Source organism: Roseovarius maritimus, from assembly GCF_043355895.2.
GTDB classification, from domain to species: Bacteria; Pseudomonadota; Alphaproteobacteria; order Rhodobacterales; family Rhodobacteraceae; genus Roseovarius; species Roseovarius maritimus.
Window position 1 is genome coordinate 144,815 of the sequence record NZ_JBHFPF020000007.1, and the last position, 24,971, is coordinate 169,785.

General features: G+C 63.2%; 28 protein-coding genes and 1 pseudogene. 12 read left to right on the plus strand and 17 right to left on the minus strand.

The window, feature by feature from the left end:
• Nucleotides 1-5: 5 nt before the first annotated feature.
• From ACEWPM_RS13840 to ruvC, 8 genes are all read right to left on the minus strand, one after another.
• A complete protein-coding gene (locus ACEWPM_RS13840) occupies nucleotides 6-530 on the minus strand; it encodes a TRAP transporter small permease (protein WP_393962681.1) in 525 nt (174 codons plus the stop codon).
• Nucleotides 527-1,204 (minus strand): TetR/AcrR family transcriptional regulator, encoded by a 678-nt coding sequence (locus tag ACEWPM_RS13845; RefSeq protein WP_393962680.1) that lies wholly within the window; start codon nucleotides 1,202-1,204, stop codon nucleotides 527-529. Before ACEWPM_RS13845 ends, ACEWPM_RS13840 begins: the two co-directional genes overlap by 4 nt.
• On the minus strand, nucleotides 1,204-2,343 hold the full coding sequence (locus ACEWPM_RS13850; RefSeq protein WP_393962679.1) for a C4-dicarboxylate TRAP transporter substrate-binding protein: 1,140 nt from the start codon (nucleotides 2,341-2,343) through the stop codon (nucleotides 1,204-1,206). The genes ACEWPM_RS13845 and ACEWPM_RS13850 overlap by 1 nt, the downstream gene beginning before the upstream one ends.
• 113 nt (nucleotides 2,344-2,456) lie before the next feature.
• Entirely contained in the window at nucleotides 2,457-2,804 is a 348-nt protein-coding gene (locus tag ACEWPM_RS13855) for a RidA family protein (protein WP_393962678.1), read from the minus strand.
• A gap of 73 nt (nucleotides 2,805-2,877) precedes the next feature.
• On the minus strand, nucleotides 2,878-3,510 hold the full coding sequence (locus ACEWPM_RS13860; protein WP_393962677.1) for a hypothetical protein: 633 nt from the start codon (nucleotides 3,508-3,510) through the stop codon (nucleotides 2,878-2,880).
• A 158-nt stretch (nucleotides 3,511-3,668) separates the two neighbouring features.
• Nucleotides 3,669-4,691, minus strand: coding sequence for a Holliday junction branch migration DNA helicase RuvB (ruvB, locus tag ACEWPM_RS13865; protein WP_393962676.1), 1,023 nt, complete (start codon nucleotides 4,689-4,691; stop codon nucleotides 3,669-3,671).
• A 4-nt stretch (nucleotides 4,692-4,695) separates the two neighbouring features.
• Nucleotides 4,696-5,358 carry a Holliday junction branch migration protein RuvA gene (gene ruvA, locus ACEWPM_RS13870; RefSeq protein WP_393962675.1) on the minus strand — a complete coding sequence of 221 codons (663 nt, stop codon included), beginning with the start codon at nucleotides 5,356-5,358 and terminating at the stop codon, nucleotides 4,696-4,698.
• A complete protein-coding gene (gene ruvC, locus ACEWPM_RS13875; RefSeq protein WP_393962674.1) occupies nucleotides 5,355-5,849 on the minus strand; it encodes a crossover junction endodeoxyribonuclease RuvC in 495 nt (164 codons plus the stop codon). The genes ruvA and ruvC overlap by 4 nt, the downstream gene beginning before the upstream one ends.
• A 129-nt stretch (nucleotides 5,850-5,978) precedes the next feature.
• On the opposite strand from ruvC, the gene ACEWPM_RS13880 reads away from it, so the two are divergent.
• Nucleotides 5,979-6,443 carry a DUF1127 domain-containing protein gene (locus tag ACEWPM_RS13880; RefSeq protein WP_393962673.1) on the plus strand — a complete coding sequence of 155 codons (465 nt, stop codon included), beginning with the start codon at nucleotides 5,979-5,981 and terminating at the stop codon, nucleotides 6,441-6,443.
• A 238-nt stretch (nucleotides 6,444-6,681) separates the two neighbouring features.
• Here ACEWPM_RS13880 and ACEWPM_RS13885 read toward each other — a convergent pair whose 3' ends face one another.
• From ACEWPM_RS13885 to ACEWPM_RS13905, 5 genes are all read right to left on the minus strand, one after another.
• Nucleotides 6,682-7,035 (minus strand): hypothetical protein, encoded by a 354-nt coding sequence (locus ACEWPM_RS13885; RefSeq protein WP_393962672.1) that lies wholly within the window; start codon nucleotides 7,033-7,035, stop codon nucleotides 6,682-6,684.
• Between the two features lie 109 nt (nucleotides 7,036-7,144).
• Nucleotides 7,145-8,017 carry a 50S ribosomal protein L11 methyltransferase gene (locus tag ACEWPM_RS13890; protein ID WP_393962671.1) on the minus strand — a complete coding sequence of 291 codons (873 nt, stop codon included), beginning with the start codon at nucleotides 8,015-8,017 and terminating at the stop codon, nucleotides 7,145-7,147.
• 21 nt (nucleotides 8,018-8,038) lie between these two features.
• On the minus strand, nucleotides 8,039-9,271 hold the full coding sequence (locus tag ACEWPM_RS13895; RefSeq protein WP_393962670.1) for an MFS transporter: 1,233 nt from the start codon (nucleotides 9,269-9,271) through the stop codon (nucleotides 8,039-8,041).
• A gap of 54 nt (nucleotides 9,272-9,325) precedes the next feature.
• Nucleotides 9,326-10,219, minus strand: coding sequence for a DMT family transporter (locus ACEWPM_RS13900; RefSeq protein ID WP_393962669.1), 894 nt, complete (start codon nucleotides 10,217-10,219; stop codon nucleotides 9,326-9,328).
• A 22-nt stretch (nucleotides 10,220-10,241) separates the two neighbouring features.
• Nucleotides 10,242-12,440, minus strand: coding sequence for a primosomal protein N' (locus tag ACEWPM_RS13905; RefSeq protein WP_393962668.1), 2,199 nt, complete (start codon nucleotides 12,438-12,440; stop codon nucleotides 10,242-10,244).
• 101 nt (nucleotides 12,441-12,541) lie between these two features.
• On the opposite strand from ACEWPM_RS13905, the gene fsa reads away from it, so the two are divergent.
• The 8 genes from fsa (at nucleotide 12,542) to ACEWPM_RS13945 (ending at nucleotide 18,999) form a co-directional block, all read left to right on the plus strand.
• Nucleotides 12,542-13,195 carry a fructose-6-phosphate aldolase gene (fsa, locus tag ACEWPM_RS13910; RefSeq protein WP_393962667.1) on the plus strand — a complete coding sequence of 218 codons (654 nt, stop codon included), beginning with the start codon at nucleotides 12,542-12,544 and terminating at the stop codon, nucleotides 13,193-13,195.
• A gap of 201 nt (nucleotides 13,196-13,396) precedes the next feature.
• The gene (locus ACEWPM_RS13915) at nucleotides 13,397-14,860 is read left to right on the plus strand and encodes a Hint domain-containing protein (RefSeq protein WP_393962666.1); all 1,464 of its coding nucleotides are present in this window, start codon (nucleotides 13,397-13,399) and stop codon (nucleotides 14,858-14,860) included.
• Between the two features lie 82 nt (nucleotides 14,861-14,942).
• Nucleotides 14,943-15,065, plus strand: coding sequence for a hypothetical protein (locus tag ACEWPM_RS13920; protein WP_393933891.1), 123 nt, complete (start codon nucleotides 14,943-14,945; stop codon nucleotides 15,063-15,065).
• A gap of 266 nt (nucleotides 15,066-15,331) precedes the next feature.
• Nucleotides 15,332-15,745 (plus strand): hypothetical protein, encoded by a 414-nt coding sequence (locus ACEWPM_RS13925; protein WP_393962665.1) that lies wholly within the window; start codon nucleotides 15,332-15,334, stop codon nucleotides 15,743-15,745.
• A 118-nt stretch (nucleotides 15,746-15,863) separates the two neighbouring features.
• Nucleotides 15,864-16,568, plus strand: a complete 705-nt coding sequence (locus ACEWPM_RS13930) for a DUF484 family protein (protein WP_393962664.1) — start codon at nucleotides 15,864-15,866, stop codon at nucleotides 16,566-16,568.
• On the plus strand, nucleotides 16,565-17,491 hold the full coding sequence (locus ACEWPM_RS13935; RefSeq protein ID WP_393962663.1) for a tyrosine recombinase XerC: 927 nt from the start codon (nucleotides 16,565-16,567) through the stop codon (nucleotides 17,489-17,491). Before ACEWPM_RS13930 ends, ACEWPM_RS13935 begins: the two co-directional genes overlap by 4 nt.
• Before the next feature lie 35 nt (nucleotides 17,492-17,526).
• Nucleotides 17,527-18,222, plus strand: coding sequence for a CDP-alcohol phosphatidyltransferase family protein (locus ACEWPM_RS13940; protein ID WP_393962662.1), 696 nt, complete (start codon nucleotides 17,527-17,529; stop codon nucleotides 18,220-18,222).
• A gap of 96 nt (nucleotides 18,223-18,318) precedes the next feature.
• A complete protein-coding gene (locus tag ACEWPM_RS13945; protein WP_393962661.1) occupies nucleotides 18,319-18,999 on the plus strand; it encodes an NYN domain-containing protein in 681 nt (226 codons plus the stop codon).
• Here ACEWPM_RS13945 and ACEWPM_RS13950 read toward each other — a convergent pair.
• Entirely contained in the window at nucleotides 18,996-19,451 is a 456-nt protein-coding gene (locus tag ACEWPM_RS13950) for a methylated-DNA--[protein]-cysteine S-methyltransferase (RefSeq protein WP_393962660.1), read from the minus strand. The two genes, ACEWPM_RS13945 and ACEWPM_RS13950, sit on opposite strands and share 4 nt — an antisense overlap.
• Before the next feature lie 13 nt (nucleotides 19,452-19,464).
• Nucleotides 19,465-20,256: a tryptophan synthase subunit alpha gene (gene trpA / locus ACEWPM_RS13955; RefSeq protein ID WP_393962659.1), complete on the minus strand. Its 792-nt coding sequence runs from the start codon at nucleotides 20,254-20,256 to the stop codon at nucleotides 19,465-19,467.
• A gap of 135 nt (nucleotides 20,257-20,391) precedes the next feature.
• Between trpA and ychF the strand changes: the two genes are divergently transcribed.
• From ychF to ACEWPM_RS13970, 3 genes are all read left to right on the plus strand, one after another.
• On the plus strand, nucleotides 20,392-21,489 hold the full coding sequence (gene ychF / locus ACEWPM_RS13960) for a redox-regulated ATPase YchF (protein ID WP_393962658.1): 1,098 nt from the start codon (nucleotides 20,392-20,394) through the stop codon (nucleotides 21,487-21,489).
• Between the two features lie 204 nt (nucleotides 21,490-21,693).
• Complete coding sequence (locus ACEWPM_RS13965) at nucleotides 21,694-22,626, plus strand: glutaminase (RefSeq protein ID WP_393962657.1); 933 nt, start codon at nucleotides 21,694-21,696, stop codon at nucleotides 22,624-22,626.
• A gap of 60 nt (nucleotides 22,627-22,686) precedes the next feature.
• Nucleotides 22,687-23,895, plus strand: a complete 1,209-nt coding sequence (locus ACEWPM_RS13970; RefSeq protein WP_393962656.1) for a pyridoxal phosphate-dependent aminotransferase — start codon at nucleotides 22,687-22,689, stop codon at nucleotides 23,893-23,895.
• Nucleotide 23,896: 1 nt separating this feature from the next.
• Here ACEWPM_RS13970 and ACEWPM_RS13975 read toward each other — a convergent pair whose 3' ends face one another.
• Both ACEWPM_RS13975 and ACEWPM_RS13980 read right to left on the minus strand, forming a co-directional pair.
• The gene (locus ACEWPM_RS13975; protein WP_393962823.1) at nucleotides 23,897-24,583 is read right to left on the minus strand and encodes an SDR family NAD(P)-dependent oxidoreductase; all 687 of its coding nucleotides are present in this window, start codon (nucleotides 24,581-24,583) and stop codon (nucleotides 23,897-23,899) included.
• A 127-nt stretch (nucleotides 24,584-24,710) separates the two neighbouring features.
• A pseudogene (locus tag ACEWPM_RS13980) lies at nucleotides 24,711-24,896 on the minus strand (integrase core domain-containing protein); the annotation flags it as partial.
• Nucleotides 24,897-24,971 lie beyond the last annotated feature (75 nt).

A 24,971-nucleotide genomic window follows, 5' to 3' on the forward strand; every position in this document is an offset into this window, starting at 1 on the left:
GTCCTTCAAAGGGCTTGGCGGCGCTGGATCGCGCGCAACAGGTTCGACAGGATGGCGAGGCACATGCCGATGAAGCCGATGGGCAGCGCCCAGCGGCTGGGCCAGATATAGAAGAGGAAATTCGACATGATTGTCTCAAGCCGCTGTGTCGATCGGATGGCATCGAGACTGCTCTGCCAGGCCAGCATCCCGAAGAAGATCAGCCCCGCGACGCAGGCCAGAACGTAAAGCGCAAGCTGCGCCCAGTTCGGCATCATCTGCGCGAAAAGATCGACACGGATATGCTCGGATTTGAGCTCGACATAGCCCAGCGGCAGGAAAACGGCGAGCACGATGTAGTAGAACGAGACCGTCTCGAGCGTGCCCACCATCGAGCCATTGAAGCCGTAGCGCACGATCACATCCACGGTGATATGCGCCATCATCAGCAGCAGGAACACGCAGCCAAGCGCCAGAAGCGCGAGGTTGATGTAGCGGATGGCGCTGTAGATCAGGCCGGTCTCCTGCGGAGGATCGGTTTCTACTGTCATCTTGCCGTCTCCTCATCGGGGCCGGGCAGCATGTTGCCCAGCGAGGTTTTCCAGAACTCAAGCATGTCGAGGAAAAGCTGCGGATCATCACGCCAGATGGATTGCGTGGCCATCCCGCGTAGCAGGCAAAGCGTGGCATTGAGCGCGATCCGCCTTGTGCCAGTCATCCCCGGCATGCCGGGAAAGAGATTTTCCCAGATATCATCGAGCTGCCGGTTATAGTCCGTTGCCACGGGCACCAGTGCGTCGCGCATGGCCGGATCGGTGCGGGCAGCGGTCAGAAACTCTATCGTGACCATGAAAAGCGGGCCCGAAAAACGCCGCCACATCTCGGCAAGGAAGCCATCAATATTCATCTCCCCGGCGCGAATTGCAGCGGCGATATCGGTGATCTCCTCGATCTCGCGGTTCAAAAGGTGACGAAGCGCCTCCTGCATCAGGATTTGTCGGCTGGGATAATGGTGCAAGAGCGCGCCGCGCGATACGCCCGCCGCCTCGGCCACATCGACGGTCGAGGTGTCTCTCAAACCCTTTGCCAAGATCAGTTCGGTGGTGACTGTGAGGATGTTTTGCTGAGTGGTATGCGAACGCTCGGCCTGCGTGCGGCGACGCGGCGCGGACCCCGCCCGCGGGCGGTGTCCGGCGCCGCGCGGTGCGGCGCCGTTCATATCCATCACTCGACGCCGTATGTGGCGGGGTCGATATCGGCATAGATCTCCTGCATGGCGATCTCGGCCAGCGCGTCGGGATCGCTGCGATCGACATCGGCCAGAAGCTTCTCCCACTTATCCCAGGTCGCACGGAAATCGTCGATGACCTCTTGGCCGTTGGTGAGGCCGTATTTCTCCTCGGCGGTTTTGTAGACATCTGCGAGCGCCTTCTCACGGTAGTCGAGAATGGACTGCATCAGATCGTCCTCGGGCTCATAAACGGTGTGGCCTTTCTCCTGCGCCTCGACCAGCGCATCCTCGGCACGCTGGATGTAGTTGATGTTCATCCGCGCCATGCCGAGGGCCGATGCATCCATCATCACCTTGCGCTGCTCGGGCGTCAGCGACGCCCAGAAGCCGGGGTTCACGCCCCATTGCGGCCCGGACCAATACATGCCGGTTGGCAGAAGCGTCGTATGCTCGGCCACTTCCCAAAGCGAGCGGTCGATCAGATCGTTACCCGCATTCGACGCACAATCGAGCGTGCCGCGCTCGAGGCCGGTATACATCTCGGATGAGGGCACGTTGACGGGAATGCCCCCCGCCGCCTCGACCCAGAGCGAAACGGTTGAGCCAGCAGTGCGGATGCGCTTGCCCTTCAGCTCGGCGAGATTGCGAATGGGCTCGCGGCAGAAGAGCAGATAGGGCGGCGTGGCATAGGCGCCCAGATAGACGACGCCCTTGTCCTTCCACTCGGCCAGTTGCGTCTCATTATGCATGCTGAAGTCGGCCACGGCAAAGATCGCGATCAGCGGATCGGAATAGTTGAAGCCCAACTCCTGCACCGCGTTGGCGACGGGCAGCTCGGAAGGCGTGTAGACGGCGGCGTGGTGCGCCACCTGCACGACATTGTCGCGGATGCCCTGAAGATTGGCGCGCGGCGCCAGTAGCACGGAGCCGGTAAAGACCTCGGGCACCAACTCGCCGCCGGACATCGACTTCACGTTCTCGGCCCAGTCGACATAGCCCCATTTGGTGAAGGGCGTCTCAGCGCCGTAGAACGAGTTGGCGATGAAATTGGTCTCGGCGCTCGCGAGTTGCGGGGCAAGCGCGATGGCACCGGCGATACCGGTACCCTTGATGATCTTGCGAAGGTTCTGCATTTCTATCTCCCTGTTGGAGAATGGACCTTTGGCGGAGTCGGTCCGCGCGCCATTCTCAGACGCCAGACTGCGCTTTGATTCAACAAACCGTCAAGACTGTTTGTAAATACCGGTCAGATCAAAGAGGCCGTTGCCACCATCTCGATCAAAGTGCCGTCTGCGCGAACCCGAGCCTCGCATGTGGCGCGCGCGGGTGGGTTTTCGCGATCGACCCATGTCTCGTAAATCGCGTTCATCGCGTCGAAATCGGCCAAATCTGCCAGCCAGATTTCCATCTTGATGATATGCGACTTGCCCGAACCAGCGGCCTCCAGCAGCGCCTCCACCTTGGCAAGGCAATCGCGCGTCTGCGTTTCCAGATCGTTCTGCGGCGCGCCGATCTGGCCAGAGAGCCAAACGAGATCACCATGCACGACAGCCTGGCTCATGCGCGCGCCCGGCGCGATTCGGATGGGTTTCATGACGGATCTCCATTGAGTGAGAAAGTCATCAAGCTAGCGGCGCGGCCCGGGTACGGCAACTGCCAGGTATCACTCAGCCGGTCTGCATAACAAGGCGCGCCGAGAGGCGCAGTGCATGGGCCGCATCCTGCGCCGCGTTGGGAAGGACGGGATCGTAGGCCGCGCGGATCAGCTGACCGATCTCGGGTCGAAGCATCGCCGCCTCCTGGCCCGGCAGCAGCGCCAGCGGCGAGCGGTCCTGAAACGCGGTGTCCGACCACAAAAGGATCGTCTGCACCGCCTGGCTCAGCGCCAATGTCTCGGCAGGCACATCGCTTAGATGCGTGTCCATGCGCAGAAAGACGAAGGCCGCCTTGATCGCGCCATCCGCCTCGAAGCGGAAGATGCGATACTGGTTCGCATCTGTCGCAACCAGCCGCGCCACCAGCGGCTCGAGGTCAGGGATCATCCGGCCCAGATCCGGCAGCTCCAGCAGCTCCTCCCACTCGCGAAAGAAGAAGACCATCAGGTTCGCGCCCAACTCGGGATCGGTTTCGACCATCTCATGCCCGGCCAGTTGCGCCACCGCCTCGATGGCGCCTTTGACGATTGACAATGTCGCATCCTCAACGCCAAAAACCACCGGCGCGATCGGCCGGCTCCAGCGCGCGCAAAGATAGCTGCCATCCGACCGGGTGAAATGCGCTTCGATCTCTTCGGGTGTCATCGCCGCCTCCTGCCGCAAACCGGCGCCCTTTTAGCCCGCCGGCCCCCGGCCTGTAACCCTTGACGCGCGGTGGTTTGGGTATTTTTACCAAGAAAAAGCACGCGCCCGCACCCTTTCACTGTTCCAAAAATACTTATTCGGCATCCGCGCGCCGCCCTCTAGAACAGATCGCCCTGTCCGGCAGCTCTGGGCGGCGCAAGGCCCAGATGGGTCCACGCCCCTTGGGTCAGCATCCGCCCGCGTGGCGTGCGCTGGATGAGGCCGCGTTGCAGCAGGTACGGCTCGATGACTTCCTCAAGCGCATCGCGCGATTCCGACAGAGCCGCGCTCAGCGTCTCGATGCCGACAGGACCGCCCTGATAGGCTTCGGCGATCAGGGTGAGATAGCGCCTGTCAGCGGAATCGAGGCCCAGGTGATCCACGCCCAGCCGCGTGAGCGCGCTGTCGGCCAGATCGCGGGTGATGGTGCCGTCGCCGTCGATCAACGCGAAATCCACCACTCGGCGCAGGAGCCGCCCGGCGATGCGCGGCGTGCCGCGCGCGCGGCGGGCGATCTCATGCGCGCCGTCGGGCACACACGGAATGTTGAGCAACTTGGCGTTGCGCGCGACGATTTCGTGCAGCTCATCCACCGTGTAGAACTGGAGGCGCGTGGGGATGCCAAAGCGGTCGCGCAGGGGCGTGGTCAGCAGACCAAGCCGCGTCGTGGCCCCGACCAGCGTGAATGGCTGAAGCTCGATCCGGACGGTGCGCGCGGCGGGGCCTTCGCCGATGACGAGGTCCAGCTCGAAATCCTCGAGCGCGGGATAGAGCACCTCCTCGACCGCCGGGTTCAGGCGGTGGATCTCATCGATGAACAGCACATCTCGCGCCTCGAGATTGGTGAGGATCGCGGCCAGATCGCCCGCCTTGGCCAGCACCGGCCCCGACGTCATTCGAAACCCGACGCCCAATTCGCGCGCCATGATCTGCGCCAGCGTCGTCTTGCCAAGGCCGGGAGGGCCGTGAAAGAGGGTGTGATCCATTGCCTCTTCGCGCTGGCGGGCCGAAGCGATGAAGACGCGCAGGTTAGCGCGCGCCTCGGCCTGGCCGATGAATGCGTCCAATGCTTGCGGGCGCAGGCTGCGCCCCTCGTCCTCGGCCAGCTTTTCGGGACGCAAGGTCGGGTCTGGCTCACTCATTGCATCACCCCTTCGGTGCCAGCAGCTTCAGCGCCGCGCGGATGAGGTCGGCCGTGCCGGCGCCCTCGGCATCGCCCGCGGCCTGCGCCACGGCGCCAGCCGCCTCGCCGGGCGCATAGCCCAGATTGGTCAGCGCCGACAGCGCCTCGGCCTGTGGGCCGGCGCCGGCAGGGGCGGGGCGCGGCGCGGCGGGGGCCGCGGGTTCGATCACTGACTCATCCGGCTCCGGCGGAGTTGGCGCGGGGCCTGCGCCCATCGCCATCACCTCGGGCGCCTTGTCCTTCAATTCGTTCACGACGCGCTGCGCGGTCTTGGGCCCGATGCCCTTTGCGGCCTTGACCGAATTCCAGTCTCCAAGCGCGATGGCGCGGCCGATGCCGTCGGGGCCGAGCGTGCCGAGGATCGCCAGTGACGCCTTGGCTCCGACACCCTGCACGCTCATTAGCAGGCGATGCCATTCCTTCTCGACCAGCGTCGTAAAGCCGTAAAGCTGCAGAATATCTTCGCGCACCAGCAGATCCGTATAGAGCGCCGCATACTCGCCCGCGCGTGGCAGCGCCTGCATCGTGCGGTCCGAACAGTAGACAAGGTAGCCGACGCCGCGGACGTCGATCAGAAGGTGATCGGCCGCGCGATAGTCGATGCGCCCCGCGATACGCCCGATCATGCCAGCGCCCTTGCGATGCGGACGCGGCTGGCGAAATGATGCGCGTGGCAGATCGCGATGGCCAGTGCGTCGGCGGCATCGGGGCCGGTCAGGACCGCGCCGGGAAGTTGCATCTTAACCATATGCGCGATCTGATCCTTGCTTGCGTGACCAACGCCGACAACCGTCTTCTTCACCTTGTTTGGGGCATACTCACCAACCTCGATCCCGTATTGCGCCGGGGCCAGCACCGCAATGCCACGCGCCTGGCCCAGCTTTAGCGTGCCGGCGCCGTCCTTGTTGACGAAGGTCTGCTCGACCGCCGCCGTGTGCGGCGCGTATTCGATCAGGATCGCGCCCAGCTGCTGGAAAAGCGACAGGAGGCGCGCGGGCATCTCATCTCCGATCGAGTGCAGCGTGCCATTGGCGACATGGCTCAGGCGGCTGCCATCGACGTCGATCACGCCCCAGCCGAGATTTCGCAATCCCGGATCGATTCCAAGAACACGCATGATCTGTCGCCCCTGCCCTGCCGGATCTGCCCGGCGCCTCAACTCCGCTTTTGCGCGGCTTGGGAAAGGCTTTAGCACGAAACGGGAACGCGGGCCAAGAGCTTTGCGCGGGGCGCTGGCAATCGGGCCATGCAGGTGCGGCAATCAGCCCAAATAATGCTGCATTGCAGCATTAATCAGACGGGCTCGTGGCAATTTTCACTCACGCATCACATTAGCATTGATAAAAAGGCCTATCACGGCGTTCTGGACCTATGCGCCCGGCGCATGATGACTATGCAGCAAGCGGTGTTGCCAGATGACCGCGCCGCATCTATCTGCACTGCAGCACCACAGGCTATAGACTTTGATCAAATCGCCATGACGACCCGTCATGCAAACCGAAGGAAGATTGAAATGTCCGTTATCGACACCACCCGCTCCACCCAGTTTCAGACCGCACCGGTCGGCTTGGGCCTCGCGCGCTTCGTTGCGGCCTTCACCGCATGGAAAGACGCCCGCGCCACACGCAAGGCCCTTTCGGTCCTGTCGGATCGTGAACTGGATGATATCGGCCTGACCCGCGCCGACATCGCCAACTTCAGCCTCCGCTGATGTGCGGCCGCGACACGGCCGCAAAATACGATCAAAACTAAGACGCGCGCTTCCTGCCAGAGGCGCGCGTTTTGCGTATCACCCTCCGGATTTGGAGAAGCCCCCATGCCGCGAGCGGGCATGAGAGCTTCTCCCCAAAAGGGATGAACAAATCACTCATTAAAACAACTTGGGACCAAACGGTTTTCTGGAAAATGGAGGTAGGCGGCCCGAAACGCCGAGCCCTGCCTGTCCGGGATCAGATCAGCGGCGCGATCTGGGCCGCGATGACTTCCGTCACCGGATCAATCTGCATGATCCAAGCGCCAGCCTTCTCGGCAGCGCTGCCAGCGGCCAGCCCATCTACGCGGTCCTGATACGCGATATCGCCAAGCTGCATCAGCACCAGCGCCTTGAACCCGAAAAAAGCGGCAAGACCCAAGACAATGCCGCGCACCGGGATACCCGGACGGCGGCGCTTGGGGCGAAACACGATCAAGCCATCGGACCCGACCTTGGCATCATAACCGCGTGCAAGACGGCTATGCGACTTCTGCACCTTCTTGATGCGCGCGTCGAACCCTTCGGGCGTGTTTGTATGTGTCGTAGACATCAGCAGATTCCAGTTTTCCGGCCCCCCGCCAGATCACCTGAAAAACCTAGGTTTGAAATGTGGCAATTCTGGGGCAGCCGCCTCAATTCAGCTGCTTTTACGCGCTTTTTCAGACAATTTTCTGCAAGGTCAGCGTCGTCCAGTCACCAATCTGCTCGGCGTTGGCCAAACTGTTTCCCGCCTGCGTATAAACATCGATCACCTCCTGCGCCTGCTCGTTCAGAATCCCCGAGAGAATCGCGTGTCCGCCTGTGCTCATGGCCGCCGTCATATCCGGCGCAAGCTCGATCAGCGGGCCTTTCAGGATATTGGCGAAGACCAGATCGAAGGGCGCGGCTGCCGCCAGATCGGGATGATCGAGGCCGGCGGCCACGATGCAACGCACGCGTCCGTCCAGATCGTTGGCGGTGACATTCACCTTGGCTACATCCACCGCCACCGGATCGATATCGCTGGCCAGCATCACGCCCGGCCAGATCCGCGCGGCGCCCATTGCCAGAACCGCGGTGCCGCAACCGATATCGACGACAGACGCATGGGGCGCACTCGCACTGGCCAGCCGGTCAAGCGCGCGCAGGCAGCCCTGCGTCGTGCCGTGATGCCCTGTGCCGAAGGCCATCGCCGCCTCGATCAGCAGCGGCTGGCATCCTTCGGGCACCTTGTCAGCATCGTGGCTTCCATAGACAAAGAAGCGGCCCGCAGCGACGGGCGTCAGCTCGCGTTTCACATGGGCGACCCAATCGGTCTCGGGCACTTCAGAGACGGCAAAGGGGCGCGCGCCATGCACCTGCGCCAGAAGGGCGAGGCCCGCGATATCCGGCGCCTCCTCGAAATAGCCGCCGACCTCCCATGTGCCACTGCCATCCTCGATCTCGAAAGTGCCGACGCCCATCGGTGCGGGATCGAGCTCGTCCAGCGCATCGGCCAGCGCCTCGGCGCTGGTCTGACCGGTCAGGGTGGTGAGGGCGGTATATGTGGGCATGGATAGGGTCTTTCGCGGTGGTTATTCCGCCGGGGCGGGAACAAAGCGGGTCAGGATTGTCTCGTGTCCCGGCGCGGGATGGCGCGGGATCAGGAGCGCCAATAACAACGACACCCCTGCCATGCCAGCGGCCAGCACGAAAACCGCGCCGGGCGAGACCAGCCACAGATAGCCCAGCAGCGCAGGCAGGAACACGGCCGCGATATGGTTGATCGTGAAGGCGACGGCGGCGGTGGGGGCGATATCACCGGGGTCGGCGATCTTCTGGAAATAGGTCTTGAGCGCCAGCGCCAGCGCAAACAGCATATGGTCCACGACATAGAGACCCGCCGCCAAAAGCACGCCCCAGCCGAACATGTAGATGCCGCCATAGGCCAGGAACACCGCCATCAGCCCGGCATACTCGAAGATCAGCGTGCGCCGCTCGCCAAAGCGGGCGACGGCGCCGCCCATCAGCGGGGCAAAGACCATGTTGGCCACGAGGTTGATCAGAAACAGCGCCGTGATCTCATGCACCTGAAATCCGAATTTCTCGACCATCATGAAGCCGGCGAAGACGACAAAGATCTGCCGTCGCGCACCCGCCATGAATTGCAGCAGGTAATAGAGCCAGTAGCGCCGCCGCAGCACCATCTGCTTGAGCTGCGGATTGGGTGCCTCGAACTGCGGATAGGCGATCAGCGCAAAGATGGCGATGGCCGCCGTGATCCCGCCCGAGATCATGTAGACGATGTTGTAGGTCAGGCCCAAAGGCTCCCACAGCAGAACGATACCGCCGTAGCAGATCAGTGTCGCGCCTGACCCGGCGGCCAATAGCCAGCCCAGCATCTGCGGCGCGCGGGCGCGATCGATCCACTGCAGTTGCAGGGACTGGTTGACCGTCTCGTAATAGTGAAAACCGATCGAGCTGAGCATGGTGATGGTCAGGATGCCGCCCATCGTGGGAAACTGCGCCGTGATCGCCGTGGCAACGCCTAGAAGGATCAGCGAGACAAGGCCCAGCACCTGCTCGCGAACAAAGATGATGATGGCGATGACCCCGATGGCGAAAAAGCCGGGGATCTCGCGCACGGTATGCAGCCAGCCGATATCGTGCCCGTCGAACTGCGCCACCTCGATCACGAAGTTATTGAGCAGCGCCGACCATGTGGCAAAGGCGATAGGCATCGCCGCGGCCATGAGGAACAGCAGCGTGATGGGCCGGCGCCAGAACGGCAGGTGGCGGGCCTCGCCAAGGGGAACGGTGCGGGTCATTCAAATGCTTTACGCCCGGACCCCGGTTTTGGCGAGGGGAATATATCCCGGGCGCTAACCTTCGGTCACCTTGCGACTGCGCCAAAGAATGAAAATGCCCGACGCCACGATCAGGCCAGAGCCGATCGCCATCGGGAGGGTGATCTGCTCATTGAACAGCACAACGCCCAGCGCGATGCCGAAAAGGATGCGCGTGTACCGAAATGGCGTGACCGCCGAGACGTCGCCCACCCGCATCGCCTTCATCAGGCACGAATAGCCCATGGTGCCCGACACGATGGCGCCCGCCAGCATCATGGCCGCACGCGGATCCGGGAGGGCAAAGGCGTCGCCGCTCCAGACGGAATAGATCGCGCCAGCCAGCGCCATGGCGAGAAAGCCGTAGAGCCCCAGCATCGCCGTTCCGATGGCGGCGGGCGCGGCACGGCTCGCCAGATCGCGCCCGGCAAAGCCGACCATGCCGATCAGCGCCAGTACCGATAGCGGCGAAAAGCTGTCCGTGCCCGGCCGGATGATGACGACGACGCCGAGGAGGCCGATGGCGATGGCGGTCCATCGCCGCCAGCCCACCCTCTCGCCGAATACGAAGGCCGCGCCCGCGACGACTACCAGCGGTGTCGCCTGCAGGATCACCGTGGCCGAGGAAAGCGGCGTCAGCGCGAGCGCCAACACCCAGAAAAGACGTCCCGTCACCTCGAAGCAGACCCGGATGCGCATCGGGCGCGAGACGACCTCGCGCCGAAAGAGCGGCTGGCCCTTCAAGCGCAAGAGGCATGCAAAGACCGCCGCACCGCCCAGGCCGAAGATCATCAGTATCTCGCCCACCGGCAGGCTGATTGCGGCGGCCTTGATAAACCCGTCCTCAACCGCAAAGAGCGCCATCGCCGTGATCATCCAGAGGCTGCCGATCAGATTGGCCGACCGGCCGGGCAGCACTTGCGGTCTCATTCGCCCTGCTCCGCCGCGCACATCAATAGAAACTCTGTGGATCGATATCCACGCTGAGACGCAGCGAATTCGGCAGGCGCAGCGCGCCTGTCCAGCGCGCCAGCGCAGCCTGCAGCGCCGCGCCCTTGGGGGCCTTGACCAAGAGGCGCACCCGGTGGCGCCCCCTCACCCGTGCGATGGGCGCGGGCGCGGGGCCAAAGACCTGCGCGCCGATCTCGCGCAGGGGGCCATCGGTGCGCGCCAGATGCGTGCCTAAATCGAACGCCTCCTGCATGTCTGGCGAGCTGAGGATGATGCCCGCCATGCGCCCGAAGGGCGGCACGCCCGCGTGCCGGCGCTCCTCGGCCTCGGCGCGCCAGAAGCCTTCTTCGTCGCCGGTCAGGATCGCGCGGATCACCGGATGCTCAGGCTGGAAGGTCTGCAGCATTGCTGTGCCCGGCTTTTCCGCGCGCCCTGCCCGGCCCGCGACCTGCCGCATCAGCTGGAACGTGCGCTCGGCCGCGCGCAGGTCCGACCCTTGCAGGCCCAGATCGGCGTCGATCACGCCGACCAGTGTGAGCAATGGGAAGTTGTGCCCCTTGGCCACCAGCTGCGTGCCAATGACGATATCGGCCTCACCCGCCGCGATGGCGCGTATCTGCTCTTTGAGCGCACGGGAACTGGCGAACATATCGCTGCTCAGCGTGGCGACGCGCGCCTCGGGGAAGAGCGCCGCCGCCTCCTCGCCCAGACGTTCAACGCCGGGCCCAACGGGGGCCATCTTGCCCTCGACTTTGCACTCGGGGCAAACTTCCGGCATCGGCTTCGTCTCGCCGCATTGATGGCACATCAGGCGCTTCTGAAACCGATGCTCGACCATGCGCGCGTCGCAATGATCGCAGCCCACCTGATGCCCGCAGGCGCGGCAGATGGTGACGGGCGCATAACCGCGCCGGTTGATAAAGAGGAGCGATTGCTCACCCTTCTCAATCCTCTGCGTCACCGCCGCCTGCATCGTGGGCGAGATCCAGCGATTGCCGGGCAGGTCTTCGCTGCGCATGTCGATCGCCCGCAGTTCGGGCATCACGGCGGCGCCGAACCGCGCCTTGAGGTCCAGCCGCGTGTATTTGCCCGCCTCGGCATTGACCCATGTCTCGAGGCTGGGCGTGGCCGAGGCCAGCACCACCTGCGCGCCGCAGATCGACGCGCGCAGAACGGCCATGTCGCGGGCATTGTAAAGCACGCCATCCTCCTGCTTGTAGGATGTGTCATGTTCCTCATCGACCACGATCAGACCCAGATCGCGGAATGGCAGGAATAGGGCCGAGCGCGCGCCGACCACCAGCTGCGCCCCACCCTCGCCCACCATTTTCCAGCAGCGGCGCCGCTCGGTCATGGTGACGCCGGAATGCCACTCGGCGGGCTTGGCGCCGAAGCGCTCCTGAACGCGGGTCAGGAATTCGGCGGTCAGCGCGATCTCGGGCAGGAGGACCAGCGCCTGACGGCCCGCCTTCAGCGTCGATGCCACCGCCTCCAGATAGACCTCGGTCTTGCCCGATCCGGTGACGCCGCGCAGCAGGGTCGTGCCATAGGCGCCGCTTTCGATGGCCGCATCGAGCGTGGCGGCGCAGGCGCGCTGATCGTCGGTCAGATCCTTCGAGGCATGCGCCGGATCGAGGCGGCGATAGGGTGTGTCGCGGGGCGTGTCGACCTCATCGACCGCGCCCTGCTTGACCAGCCCCTTGATGACGGATGACGTCACGCCCGCCTCGTCCGACAACTCCTTGAGGGTAAAGCTCTGATCGCCCTGACCCTCCAGCACCTCCAGCACGCGCTGGCGCGCATCGGTCACGCGCGACGGCTCGGAATAGCCGAGGCGATACACCTTGCGCATCGAGGGCGGATCGCCCAGCCCCGGCGCGCGGGTGGCAAGGCGCAGCATCGCGGACATCGGCGTCAGGGTGTAATCGGCGGCCTTTTGCAGGAATGTCTGCATCTCGGGCGCCATCGGGGCCACGTCCAGCACGCGGATCACAGAGCGCACCTTTGCAAGGTCATAGCCGCCCTCGCCCGGCCCCATGACCACGCCCAGCACCTTGCGCGGCCCCAGCGGCACCTCGACGAAGGCGCCGACATGACAGCCGCCCTCTGGCGCGCGGTAATCCAGCGCGCGGTCCAGAGGCTGCGCCGTCAGCACGCCGATCAGCGCGCCTGCGTCAAAGAAATCCGGTCCGGCGGTCACGCGCGCATCTTCCTCTCCGGGCCTTTCAGGGTTTCACGGGGATCGCCCTTGGGATAAACGTTCCGGCGACAAACTCCAATCCATCCAAGAGGGCTGCCGCCATGAAATTTTTCGTAGATACCGCCGAAGTCGATCAAATCGCAGAGCTCAACGACCTGGGGATGGTCGATGGCGTCACCACCAACCCGTCACTGATCCTGAAATCGGGCCGCGACATCCTGGAAGTAACCAAGGAAATCGCCGAGATGGTCGATGGCCCCGTCAGCGCCGAAGTGGTGGCCCTCGAGGCGGACGAGATGATCGCCGAAGGCCGCAAGCTGGCGCAGATCGCGGGCAACATCGCGGTCAAGGTGCCGCTGACATGGGCAGGCCTCAAGGCGTGCAAGGTGCTGTCGGACGAGGGCAACATGGTCAATGTGACGCTCTGTTTCTCGGCCAATCAGGCGCTTCTGGCGGCCAAGGCGGGCGCGACCTTCATCTCGCCCTTCATTGGGCGGCTGGATGACATCAACCTCGACGGGATGGAGCTGATCTCGGACATCCGGCAGGTCTATGACAATTACGGGTACGAGACGCAAATCCTGGCCGCCTCGATCCGCACGGTGAACCACGCCTACCAGTCCGCCATGATCGGCGCCGACGTGATGACCGCGCCCCCCGCCGTGATCAAGAAGATGGCCGACCACCCGCTGACCGATGCGGGCCTCGACCAATTCATGAAGGATTGGGCCAAGACGGGTCAGAAGATCGTCTGAGATCCGCCTTCACGCGGCAATGCATCGTCCGGCGGCCCACCCCGCCGGGCGTTTGCTCGTCTTGGCATGGCATTTTATTGCCATCCGACTGCGGGACAGTTTGCTTTGCTTGAAATTCGGAGGTGACCCGCTACTTAAACGGGAGCAATCCCGAACCCCACGCCTTGCGCGTGTTTGTCTCCAGAACGGTAGTCGTATCCCATGCCCACATACATTATCGTCGACAAGGACAAGGACCCCCTTGGTCCCAACGAGATCAATGCGGGCGGGACCGTTCAGGTCAATGACGGCGATACATTCATTTTTGACAGCACTGCGAATGAAAATACTCAATTCGCCGCCGCGAACGGGACCGAGACGGATTTTTCGGTTGAATTCAATGACAGCAACTCGAACGATTTCGATGTCAAATTCCAGGAGTTCTTGAATCCGTCCATCGCGGTTGCCGACGATGTCGATTTGTCAAAGGTCAAACTCGACGCGGGCGAGGCTTCCTCGGCGACTGTGAATGTCGGCGACAACGTCACGCTGGAGGAATACAAGGGATCGAAGGACGGCGCCGATATTTTGACCATCGGCGACAATTTCACGACGACCGAGGATATCGACACCGAAAAGGGTGATGATTCGATCACCGTCGGATCGGGTGCGACACTGAAAAACATCGACACCGGCGAGGGCGAGGACAGCGTCGTCATCGGCGATGACCTGACCGCCGGGAATATCAAGACCGAGGAGGGTGACGACATTATCCGGATCGGCGATCGCGCCGAGGTGAAGGATGTCCAGTCCGGCGAGGGAGATGATAGTCTGACCATCGGCGACGACCTGTCCGCCGGCAAGATCCGCACCGAAGAAGGCCAAGACACGGTGGAAATCGGCGATCGCGCCGATTTCAAGGAAATCGACTCGGGCAAGGACGACGATTCGATCACCGTTGGCGACGATGCAACGGGCAAGAAAATAAAATCCGGTGACGGCGACGATGACATAAAGGTCGGTGCAGATGCCGATCTGGATGAAATCGATGGCGGCAAGGGCCACGATACCCTGTCCACGCAGTCTCCGGGCGTCAAAGACAAGAACATCGAAACGGATAACGTCGTTTGTTTTGCCCGTGGCACACGCATCACAACCGACCACGGCGAGGTCGTCATCGAAAATCTTCGCCAAGGCGATCTTGTGGTCACGACGGATGGGTCGATCCGGCCAATTCGCTGGATCGGCTCGATGGTCGTGGCGGGGTCGGGCAAACTGGCGCCCGTGGAGATCCGGCGTGGCGCATTGGACAACGCGCGAGATCTGCTGGTGTCACCGCAGCATCGGATGCTGTTGCGAGGCTGGCAGGCCCAACTGTATTTTGGGCGCGATGAAGTGCTGGTCCCCGCGAAACACCTGATCAACGACAGTTCAATTCGACAAGTTGAATGCGACCAGGTGGAGTATTTCCATATCCTGTTCGACACGCATGAAATCGTCTTGGCCGAAGGTGCCGAAAGCGAGAGCTTTCATCCCGGTGAGATCGGTATCAACGCCATGACCGAAGATACTCGGGACGAGATATACGAGATATTTCCACAGCTTCGCGGCGATCCTGCACATTATGGGCCGGCCGCGCGAACCAGCGTCAACAAGCACGAGGCGCGGCTGCTGAAACCGAAATGATGATGTAGGCGCAAGTGCGGTGCAGATTGACATTTGACCCTTCCGGGTCTATCTCTTGCGATCCTTCGGAAAAGGACATCCCATGAAAAAGATCGACGTCGAAGACGACCTGAAACGGTCGAAGTTCTTGATCAAGGCGATGGTGGCCCAGGTCGTTATCGTTCTTGTGATCATGTTCTGCTATTGGGCCTATCTCAAAGCCTGACCAATGAAGCGATCTGATCGGTCGCTGCGCGCCATGCATGAGTTGACCCGAGAACCGCGGCACACAGGAGGCTGTTCTGCCGGGAACGGGACGCACGGTGACTGACTTTTGCCGTGATGTCCGGGGCGCGACCGGGGCATGCAACGCACTCTGCATTTCCTTGGCAATTCAAAACGACATCCGCTTGAACTTGAAAGCCGCGACCCGGTCGCGTTAACCTGATCGGCAACTGAGGTCGGCGACTCGTTTTAAAGGTGAAATGTCCCATGCCAAATATTCTTAAATCTTCCGCACTGGCACTGGGTATCGGCCTTGCAATTCAAACAGCACATGCCGAAGGCGCGCCCGATCGAGATTTTCCACATAAAGAAGGCTACGTCTCGGCGCCGGAGCAACATCGCGCCATCTCTGACTGCCATTACAAGCTGGGCAAACGTGGATACCCCAAACTGCGGGCGACTTATGTTGCGTATCCTTGGGGCGGCGACACAGTGATGCGTATCCTGCCCGACCGCCGCGTTTCGCCCAATGACGCGGCATGGATCAATGCCTGCGCCGACGCCAAGTTGGGGCGCGCCACAGACACCGTTGTCCGCCGGGTTATAGTCAAGCGTGTGAATGGCTGCCCCAAACACGCCCCTACGCTGTACGGCGGCGTGCAGTACTGCATCGGCAACTGAGCCCAAGCGCGACCGGACGCTGCGTCAAGCCGCGTTTTTCGCGGCCTGAACGAAATCAAATGAAGATTTCCCCCGAACCCCATGCTACAACTCGTAAAACCAAGAAACGAGCGTGAGCATGAGCAGCAAACCCAAGATGGATGACCACCTGCGCGAGCGGATCATCAGCCAACCAGATGTCATCCTTGAAGATCAAGATCTTATGCACGCCCTCATTGCCGCGAACGAGCGGGCGATGGGCGGCAATATTGTCGATCTGCGGGGCATCGCGATGGACCGGCTGGAGGCAAGGCTGGACCGGCTGGAGGACACCCACCGCAGCGTCATCGCGGCGGCGTATGACAATCTGGCGGGCACCAATCAGGTGCACCGTGCCATCCTGCGCATGCTGGATCCGACCGAATTCGAGACCTTCCTGCACAATCTGGGCGGCGAAGTGGCCGACATCCTGCGCGTCTCCTCGGTGCGTCTGATCCTCGAATCGGTGCAGGATGACGACGATCCCGCAGTGCAGCGCCTCGGCGATGTCCTATCGGTGGCCGAGCCGGGCTTTGTCTCGCGCTACATCGAGAATGGCCGCAGCGGCGAACGCCCGGTGACCTTGCGCCAACTCAGCGGCGGCGAGGGCGCACTTCATGGCGACGCGGCAGCCCATATCCGCTCCGAGGCCTGCCTGCGGCTGGATTTCGGTGCTGGCCGCCTGCCCGGCATGTTGGTGTTGGGCGCCGAGGATCCGCATCAGTTTACGCCGCAGCAGGGTACAGACCTTCTGGCTTTTTTTGCCGGCGTGTTCGAGCGGGCCATGCGGCGCTGGCTGTCATGATCTCGCCCGCCGCGCGGGACGCATTGGCGCTGTGGCTGGACCATCAGCGCGCTTTGCGCGGCGCGGCGGAAAACACGGTCACTGCCTATCAGGGCGACGTGGCCGAATTCCTGACCTTCATCACGCAGCACAAGGGCGCGCCGCAGGGGCTGGGCGCGCTGGCCGTGATCACCACCTCGGACATGCGCGCCTGGATGGCGCATATGCGCGAACATGAGATCGGCGCGCGCAGCCTCGCGCGCAAGCTGTCGGCGGTAAAATCCTTCTATCGCTGGCTGGCCGAGCGCGAGGGGTTCGAGCCGACCGCCGTCCTCGCCACGCGCAGTCCCAAATTCCAGCGCAAGCTGCCCCGCCCGCTCAGCGTCGACGCCGCGAAGAGCGTGATCGAGACGGCCGAATTCCAATCCCTGACGCCGTGGATCGCGTTGCGCGATCAGGCGGTGATCACACTGCTCTACGGCTGCGGTCTGCGCATTTCCGAGGCGCTGTCGCTGACCGGCGCGGACGCGCCCCTGCCCGCCAGCCTGCGCATCATCGGCAAAGGCGGCAAGGAGCGGGTCGTCCCCGTCCTGCCCGCCGCGCGCGAGGCCGTGGAGGCCTATATGCGCGCCTGCCCGCATGACATCGCGCCGGATGCGCCCCTCTTCAAGGGCGCGCGCGGCGGCGCACTGAGCGCGCGGGCGATCCAGAGCGTCATGGCAAGTGTGCGCGCGCAGCTGGGCCTCCCCGCCACGGCGACGCCGCACGCGATGCGCCACAGCTTTGCCACCCATCTGCTGAATGCCGGGGGCGATCTGCGCAGCATTCAGGAGCTTCTGGGCCATGCCTCGCTCTCGACCACGCAGGCCTATACGGCGGTCGACACCGCCCGCCTGATGGAGGTCTACGCCCGCGCCCACCCAAAGGCCGCTGGCAAAGGCTGATTGCCCGCCCGCCCCTTAGCCCCTATAGAAACGCCATGACACGCGAATTCAAAGCCCTCCTCGTCCACCTGTTCACCGCCACCGGCATCGTCTTTGCGATGCTGGCCATGCTGGCGGCGGCGGATGAAAAATGGGGGCTGATGTATGTCTGGCTGGTCGTCGCCTTCGCGGTCGATGGCGCGGACGGACCGCTTGCGCGGAAATACGAGGTCGACAAATACGCGCCGCGCTTTGACGGCAACCTGCTCGACATGATCATCGACTTCATCACCTACGCCTTCATCCCGGCCTTCGCCCTCTTCAAATCGGGCCTCCTGCCGGGCTGGACCGGCTGGGCCGCGATCATTCTCATCACCTTCGCCAGCGCGATGTATTTCTGCGACCGCGGAATGAAGACCGAGGACAAGTCCTTTCAGGGCTTTCCCGGCTGCTGGAACATGCTGGTGCTCGTCCTGTTCGCCACCGCGCCGCCCTTCTGGTTCACGCTTGGCCTGGTGACCGTGCTGGCCGTCGCGATGTTCCTGCCACTGAAATTCGTGCATCCCGTGCGCACCAAACGCTGGCGGGCGATTTCGCTGCCCATGATCTTTGTCTGGACCTTCTTTGCCGGCTGGGCCGCCTGGGTCGATTTCCACCCAGAAAGCTGGGCGCATTGGGGGCTGGTGATCAGCTCGGTCTATCTGCTTGGCGCGGGGATCGTGCAGCAGATCGTGCCCGAGCGGAAGGGCTGAGGCCCGGTTTTCAGGCCTGTCCCGTATTTCGCCAAACTTCTGCCCCATTGCCCCGATAGCCCTTCGCAAGATGCGAATTTGCGAAAGGGCGCTGACATGGAGGCAAGGCGGATCGCCGTTCTGGTCGATGGCGACAACATCAGTGCATCTCACGCGAATGAAATCCTGTCTCGGGCCGGCAATCTGGGCCGCATCGATGTGGCGCGCGTCTATGCCGGGATGCACCCCTCCTGTGACTGGCTGAACACCCCGGGCTACCGCCTGATGCACGCAGGTGCGGGTAAAAACGCTGCAGACGTCCTTTTGTGCATTGATGCGATGGAATTGACGCTGACCGGCGAGTTGAGCGCTTTCGTGATCGCCACGTCAGACGGGGATTTTGCCCATCTTGCGCACCGACAGCGCGAGCGTGGTCTGCATGTGCTGGGTCTCGGCGAAGACAAGGCTCCCAAAAGTTTTCGGCTCGCCTGTTCCGAATTTCAGCATCTAGAGTCAGCGGTCGCAGAAGAACGCCTGGAGGCAAAACAGGACGACTACGCCTTTGACCGCAAGATACGGAGCATCATCAAGAAAAACAGCCAGAAGTCCGCCGGCATGCAGATTGCGCAACTATCCCTGGAAATGAAGCAGGCCTATGGAACCAAGATCAGCTCGAGCATTGAAGGCAATTGGCGCGGCTACCTGTCCAAGCGGCCCAATCTCTATGATCTCGACCCGCGGGGGCCGAATGCGATGGTGCGCTACAAACCCGATGGCTTCGCAGCGCTCCCTCTCTAAATTAGCAGGCCGCCCGCCCCCTCGTGCCTCAGCAGCCAGACCTTCGTCTCGACCCCGCCCTTGCCTGAAAATCCGCCCAGCCCGTTTGTGCCCAGAACCCGGTGGCAGGGAATGATGATGGGGATCGGGTTGCCGCCGCAGCCGGTGCCGATAGCTTGGGCCGGCGCCTTCAGCGCCTTGGCCAAATTGCCATAGCTGCGCGTCTCACCGTGTGGAATGGCGGCGATGGCGTCGCAGACCTCGCGCTGGAAGGCGCTGCCATTGACGCGGGTGGGCAAGTCGAATTCGGTCAACTCACCGGCAAAATAGGCATCAATCTGTTCGAGCGCGCGGCGCAGAAGCGGTGTGTCGCCCTGCAGGAATGCATCATGCCAGGCGAGCGCGGTGATCGCGCCATGCTCTTCGGTGACGCACAGCGCGCCCAGAGGCGTCTTCAGCGAAGCGCTGGGCATTCTGCGCCCCCCGTCAGGCGGAATGGGCGCCGTCGGCCAGCCCCTTGACGAACTCCAGCACCTTTTCGGGGCTATCGCCCGCCGCCAGCCTGGCCACGATGGCAGAGCCGACCACGGCGCCATCGGCGACGCCCGCGATTGCCTTGGACGTCTCGGGCGTGCGGATGCCAAAGCCGACGATGACGGGCAGATCCGTGGCGGCCTTGATGCGCGCCACTTCGGGCGCCACGTCCTTCGCCTCGGCGGCAGCGGCGCCGGTGATGCCGGTGATCGAGACATAATAGACGAAGCCGGACGTGTTCTGCATGACCTTGGGCAGACGCTTGTCATCGGTGGTGGGTGTCGCCAGCCGGATAAAGTTGAGGCCCGCCGCCTGCGCGGGGATGCACAGCTCCTCATCCTCTTCGGGGGGCAGGTCGACAACGATCAGGCCGTCGATACCGGCCTCTTTCGCATCGACCAGAAAGGCATCGACGCCGTGATTATAGATCGGATTGTAATAGCCCATCAGTACGATGGGCGTGGTGTCGTCGCCCTTGCGAAACTCGCGCGCCATCTGCAGCGTCCGCTTGAGCGTCATGCCGCCTTTCAGCGCGCGCTGCCCGGCCAGCTGGATCGTCTCGCCATCAGCCATGGGATCGGTAAAGGGCAATCCCAGCTCGATGATGTCTACGCCGGCGCCGGGCAGTCCCTTGACCACCTTTAGCGAGGTGTCGAAATCGGGGTCCCCGGCCATGACGTAGGACACGAACGCCTTTTTCCCGGCGGACTTCAACTCGGCGAATTTGGCGTCGATACGGCTCATGGCAGTCCCTCTGATTGATGCACTCGGGTTTGGCCCAAGCGGGCCGGGAAATCAATGGGGTGAAATCAACGGTCTGCTTGACGCCATAGGCACCCGTGCCGTAGATGCCGTGAATTCTGGATCAGGAGCGGCGACATGGGTTTCAAAATGGGTATCGTCGGGCTGCCCAACGTGGGCAAGTCGACGCTTTTCAATGCGCTGACGCGCACGGCGGCGGCGCAGGCGGCAAACTTCCCCTTCTGCACGATCGAGCCGAATGTGGGCGACGTCGCCGTGCCGGACAAGCGGCTGGACAAGCTGGCCGAGATCGCGGGCAGCAAGCAGATCATTCCCACGCGCATGACCTTTGTCGACATCGCCGGGCTGGTGAAGGGCGCCAGCAAGGGCGAAGGTCTGGGCAACCAGTTCCTCGCCAATATCCGCGAGGTCGATGCTATCGCGCATGTGCTGCGCTGCTTCGAGGATGGCGATGTGACCCATGTCGAGAACCGGATCGATCCGGTCGCCGACGCCGAAACCATCGAGACCGAGCTGATGCTGGCCGATATCGACAGCATCGAAAAGCGGATGCAGAACATCACCCGCAAGGTGCGCGGCGGCGACAAGGAGGCCGTCCAGCAGGAGCGCCTTTTGAAAGCCGCCCTCGCCGCGCTGGAAGAGGGCAAGCCCGCGCGCACCGTCGATGTGGACGACGAGGACATACGCGCCTGGAAGATGCTGCAACTGCTGACCACCAAGCCGGTCCTCTATGTGTGCAACGTGGGCGAAGCGGATGCGGCCGAGGGCAACGCACTCTCAGCCAAAGTGGCCGAGATGGCCGCCGCCGAGGGCAACGGCCATGTCGTCATCAGCGCCCAGATCGAAGAGGAGATCAGCCAGCTCGACGCCGAGGAAGCCGAGATGTTCCTGACCGAGATGGGCCTCGATGAGGCGGGCCTCAGCCGTTTGATCAAGGCGGGTTACGAGCTGCTCCATCTCGAGACGTATTTCACCGTCGGCCCCAAGGAGGCGCGCGCCTGGACCATCCGCACCGGCACCTCCGCCCCCAGGGCAGCAGGCGTCATCCACGGCGACTTCGAGCGCGGCTTCATCCGCGCCGAGACCATCGCCTATGACGATTTCGTGCGCCTTGGCGGCGAGCAACCCGCCAAGGAAGCGGGCAAGATGCGCGCCGAGGGAAAATCGTATATCGTCAAGGATGGCGACGTGCTGCATTTCCTGTTCAATACGTAACAGGCTGCGTTCCGAGACCTGCGCAGCATTATCTGGAAGAGCGCCTGCCTTCACGCCAGAGGCGTGCCAGTTCAAATTGACGCACCTGCGGTGAAACGGGTGGCGCAGAATCGAGGATGCGATGTGCTTTATCTTAGCCAAGTCCCGCCATAGCCCATTCGATGCGTCCCATTGCAAAGGCGTCAGCGCGCATGAGGCCCGCCCATGAGCGAGACTTTCCCCGAGGGGCTGCAGGATTTCCTCCTCAGTCTCAATGATGAGATGCACGAAGCTGCGGATTGGGGGACACCCGCCGATTACATCCCCGAGCTCGCCGCCGTGGACCCCGCGCAATTTGCGATCTCGGTGGCAATGGCCGACGGGCGCACGATCTCGGCAGGCCAGCACGACAAGAGATTCTCGATCCAAAGCGTCAGCAAGGTTTTTACACTCGCCGCAGCTTTGGGCCGGGTTGGCGATGCGCTTTGGGCGCGGGTCGGGCGCGAGCCATCGGGCACCGCCTTCAATTCCATCGCGCTTCTGGAGCAGGAGCGCGGTCGCCCGCGCAACCCTTTCATCAATGCGGGCGCAATCGTGACCACCGATGCCCTGCTCGACGGGCGCCAGCCGCGCGATGCGCTGGCTGAACTGATCCAGTTCATCCGCGCTGCCGCAGAGGATGACGACATCCATATCGACAAGCATGTCGCCGCGTCGGAAGAAGCTACGGGCCACCGCAATGCGGCCCTTGCGCATTATCTTTACTCCTTCGGCAACCTTCAGAACGAGCCTGACCTGACACTGGGCACCTACATGCACCAATGCGCGATCGCCATGACGACCAATCAACTGGCCAGCGCAGGACGGATGCTGTCGGGGCTTGAAAGCGCACCGCGCCTGATTTCCGCGCGGCGGGCGCGGCGGATCAACGCCCTGATGATGACCTGCGGGCATTATGACGGCTCGGGCGACTTCGCCTACCGTGTCGGTCTGCCCGGCAAGAGCGGGGTGGGCGGCGGCATCCTGATGATCGCGCCCGGCAAGGCGTCCATCGCGGTCTGGTCGCCGGGTCTGAACCATTACGGCAATTCCAAGATCGGCACCGAAGCCGCGCATCGGCTGGCCAATTTTACCGGCTGGTCCGTCTTCGGCACCTGATCCGCTTGCAGTTTGCGGGCACCTGTCCGATGGTCTGACCAACTCAGGAAAGGCCCGCCAATGACTCAGTTTCGCAAATCCACCGCCCTGTCACGCATCCAGCCCGCGGCAACCATCGCCATCACGCAAAAGGCGCGTGATCTGCGCGAGGCGGGCCAGGACGTCATCTCGCTTTCCATCGGCGAGCCGGATTTCGACACGCCGGACCACGTCAAGAGCGCCGCCGCCGAGGCGGTGGCGCGGGGCGAGACGAAATACACCCCCATCCCCGGCATCCCAGAGCTGCGCGAGGCCATCGCGCAGAAATTCGCGCGCGAAAACGGGCTGGACTATACCGCCGCGCAGACGATTGTCTGCACAGGCGGCAAGCAGGTGATCGCCAACGCGCTGCTGGCCACGCTCGATCCCGGCGACGAAGTGATCGTCCCGGCGCCCTATTGGGTCAGCTATACCCAACAGGTAGAGATGACAGGCGCGGTGCCGGTCGTGGTGCCCACCCATGCCGAGGACGGCTTCTTGCTGACGCCCGCCGCGTTGGAGGCGGCTATCACGGACAAGACCCGCTGGCTGATCCTCAACTCGCCCTCGAACCCCTCCGGCGCCGTCTATTCGGCGGAGGATCTGCGCGCGCTGGCCAAAGTGTTGGAGCGGCACCCGGATGTCTGGGTGCTGTCCGATGACATGTACGAGCACCTCATCTATGGCGGCGTCCCTTTTGCCACCATGGCCGCAGCGGCCCCGACCATGAAGGACCGCACCCTCACCATGAACGGCGTTTCCAAGGCCTATGCGATGACCGGCTGGCGCATCGGCTATGCCGCAGGCCCGCAGGAACTGATCAACGCCATGGCGCTGGTTCAGGGCCAGCTGACCAGCGGCGCCGCGCGTCCCTGCCAATGGGCGGCCCATGCGGCGCTGACCGGCCCGCAGGACGCGATCCACAGTCAGCGCGAGGCTTTTCAGCGCCGCCGCGATCTGGTGGTCAAGCGCCTCAATGCGATTCCCGGTATCGCCTGCCCTACCCCGCCCGGTGCCTTCTATGTCTTCCCGTCCTGCGAGGCGTTCCTTGGAAAAAGCACCCCAAAGGGCCGCCGCATCGACACCGACGAGGATTTCGTGATGGCCCTGCTAGAGGAAGGCGGCGTCGCCTGCGTGCATGGCGCGGCCTTCGGGCAAAGCCCCTATTTCCGCGTCAGCTATGCCGCCTCCGAGGCCGAGCTAAGCGAGGCGATGGACCGGATCGAGGCATTCTGCGCCGGCCTCAGATGAGTCAGTAGAACGCCTCGCGTCGACAGGTCACAGCCATCTCCGCAACCGAGGCCGTGTTGGGCAGATCGAGCGCCAGCTTCACCATGCGCGCGACATCTCTGGGCTGGGTCATGTTCTCGGCCGGGAACTCCGTGATCGCGGCGGCCATATCGGTATTGACATAGCTGGGACAGATCGCGGTCGCGCGAATGCCCTGGTCCCAGCCCGCCTGCCGAATGCCATGGGTCAGCGCGACGGCGGCGAATTTGGTCATGGAATAGGCACCGCTGGCCGCCGAGGCGACCCGCTTGCCCGAGAGCGAGGCCAGCATCACAACACGCCCTTCGCCCGACGCACCCAGCGCACCCCACGCTGCGCGCACCAGCCGCCTGGGGGACTTCACGTTGACCTCCAGCATGGCGTCCAGCGCATCGTCGCTGACCGCAATCACGTCCTTCGGCTCCATGATGCCCGCACAGCAGATGACCGCATCGATGCGCCCGTACTGTTTGAGCGCCGCCTCCGCCCATGCCGCCTCATTCCGCTCCATGGCATCGAAATACGCAATGTGATGATCCCGCCACCGCGCATCAGCGTCTTCGGGGTGGCGCAGCCCCAGAGACAGGCACCAGCCGTCATCCGCCAAAAGGCGTGCGGCCTCGGCCCCGATCCCACGACTGCCCCCGGATATCAACGCAACCTTCTCCATCACTCACCTTTCCTGCCCTGATTGACCGCATCCTGTGACGCCGCGGCCGCGATGGCAACCGCGCGATGCACAAGAAGATCAAGATCGACAAGGTGTTGCCTGATCCTGCCCCTATTTGACCGGACACTCAGGCGGTTGCGGTTTGGGCTGCGATGCATTCGCGTGGTGAGCGCATCTTCAGCCCCGAGTGCGGGTGGTTTTCATTGTAGTCCTCGAACCACCCGGCAATCAATCCGAGGACGGTAGCGGCGTCGGGCAGCGGTGTGACCTTCGCGTAGTCCCGCTTGAGCGTGTTCACGAATGCCTCGAATATCCGCAATGCGCTGCGGGAAACCGGGATGCTGGATGAAACCGCCCGAACAGTGCGGCTGCGGCTCAAAGACAGCTT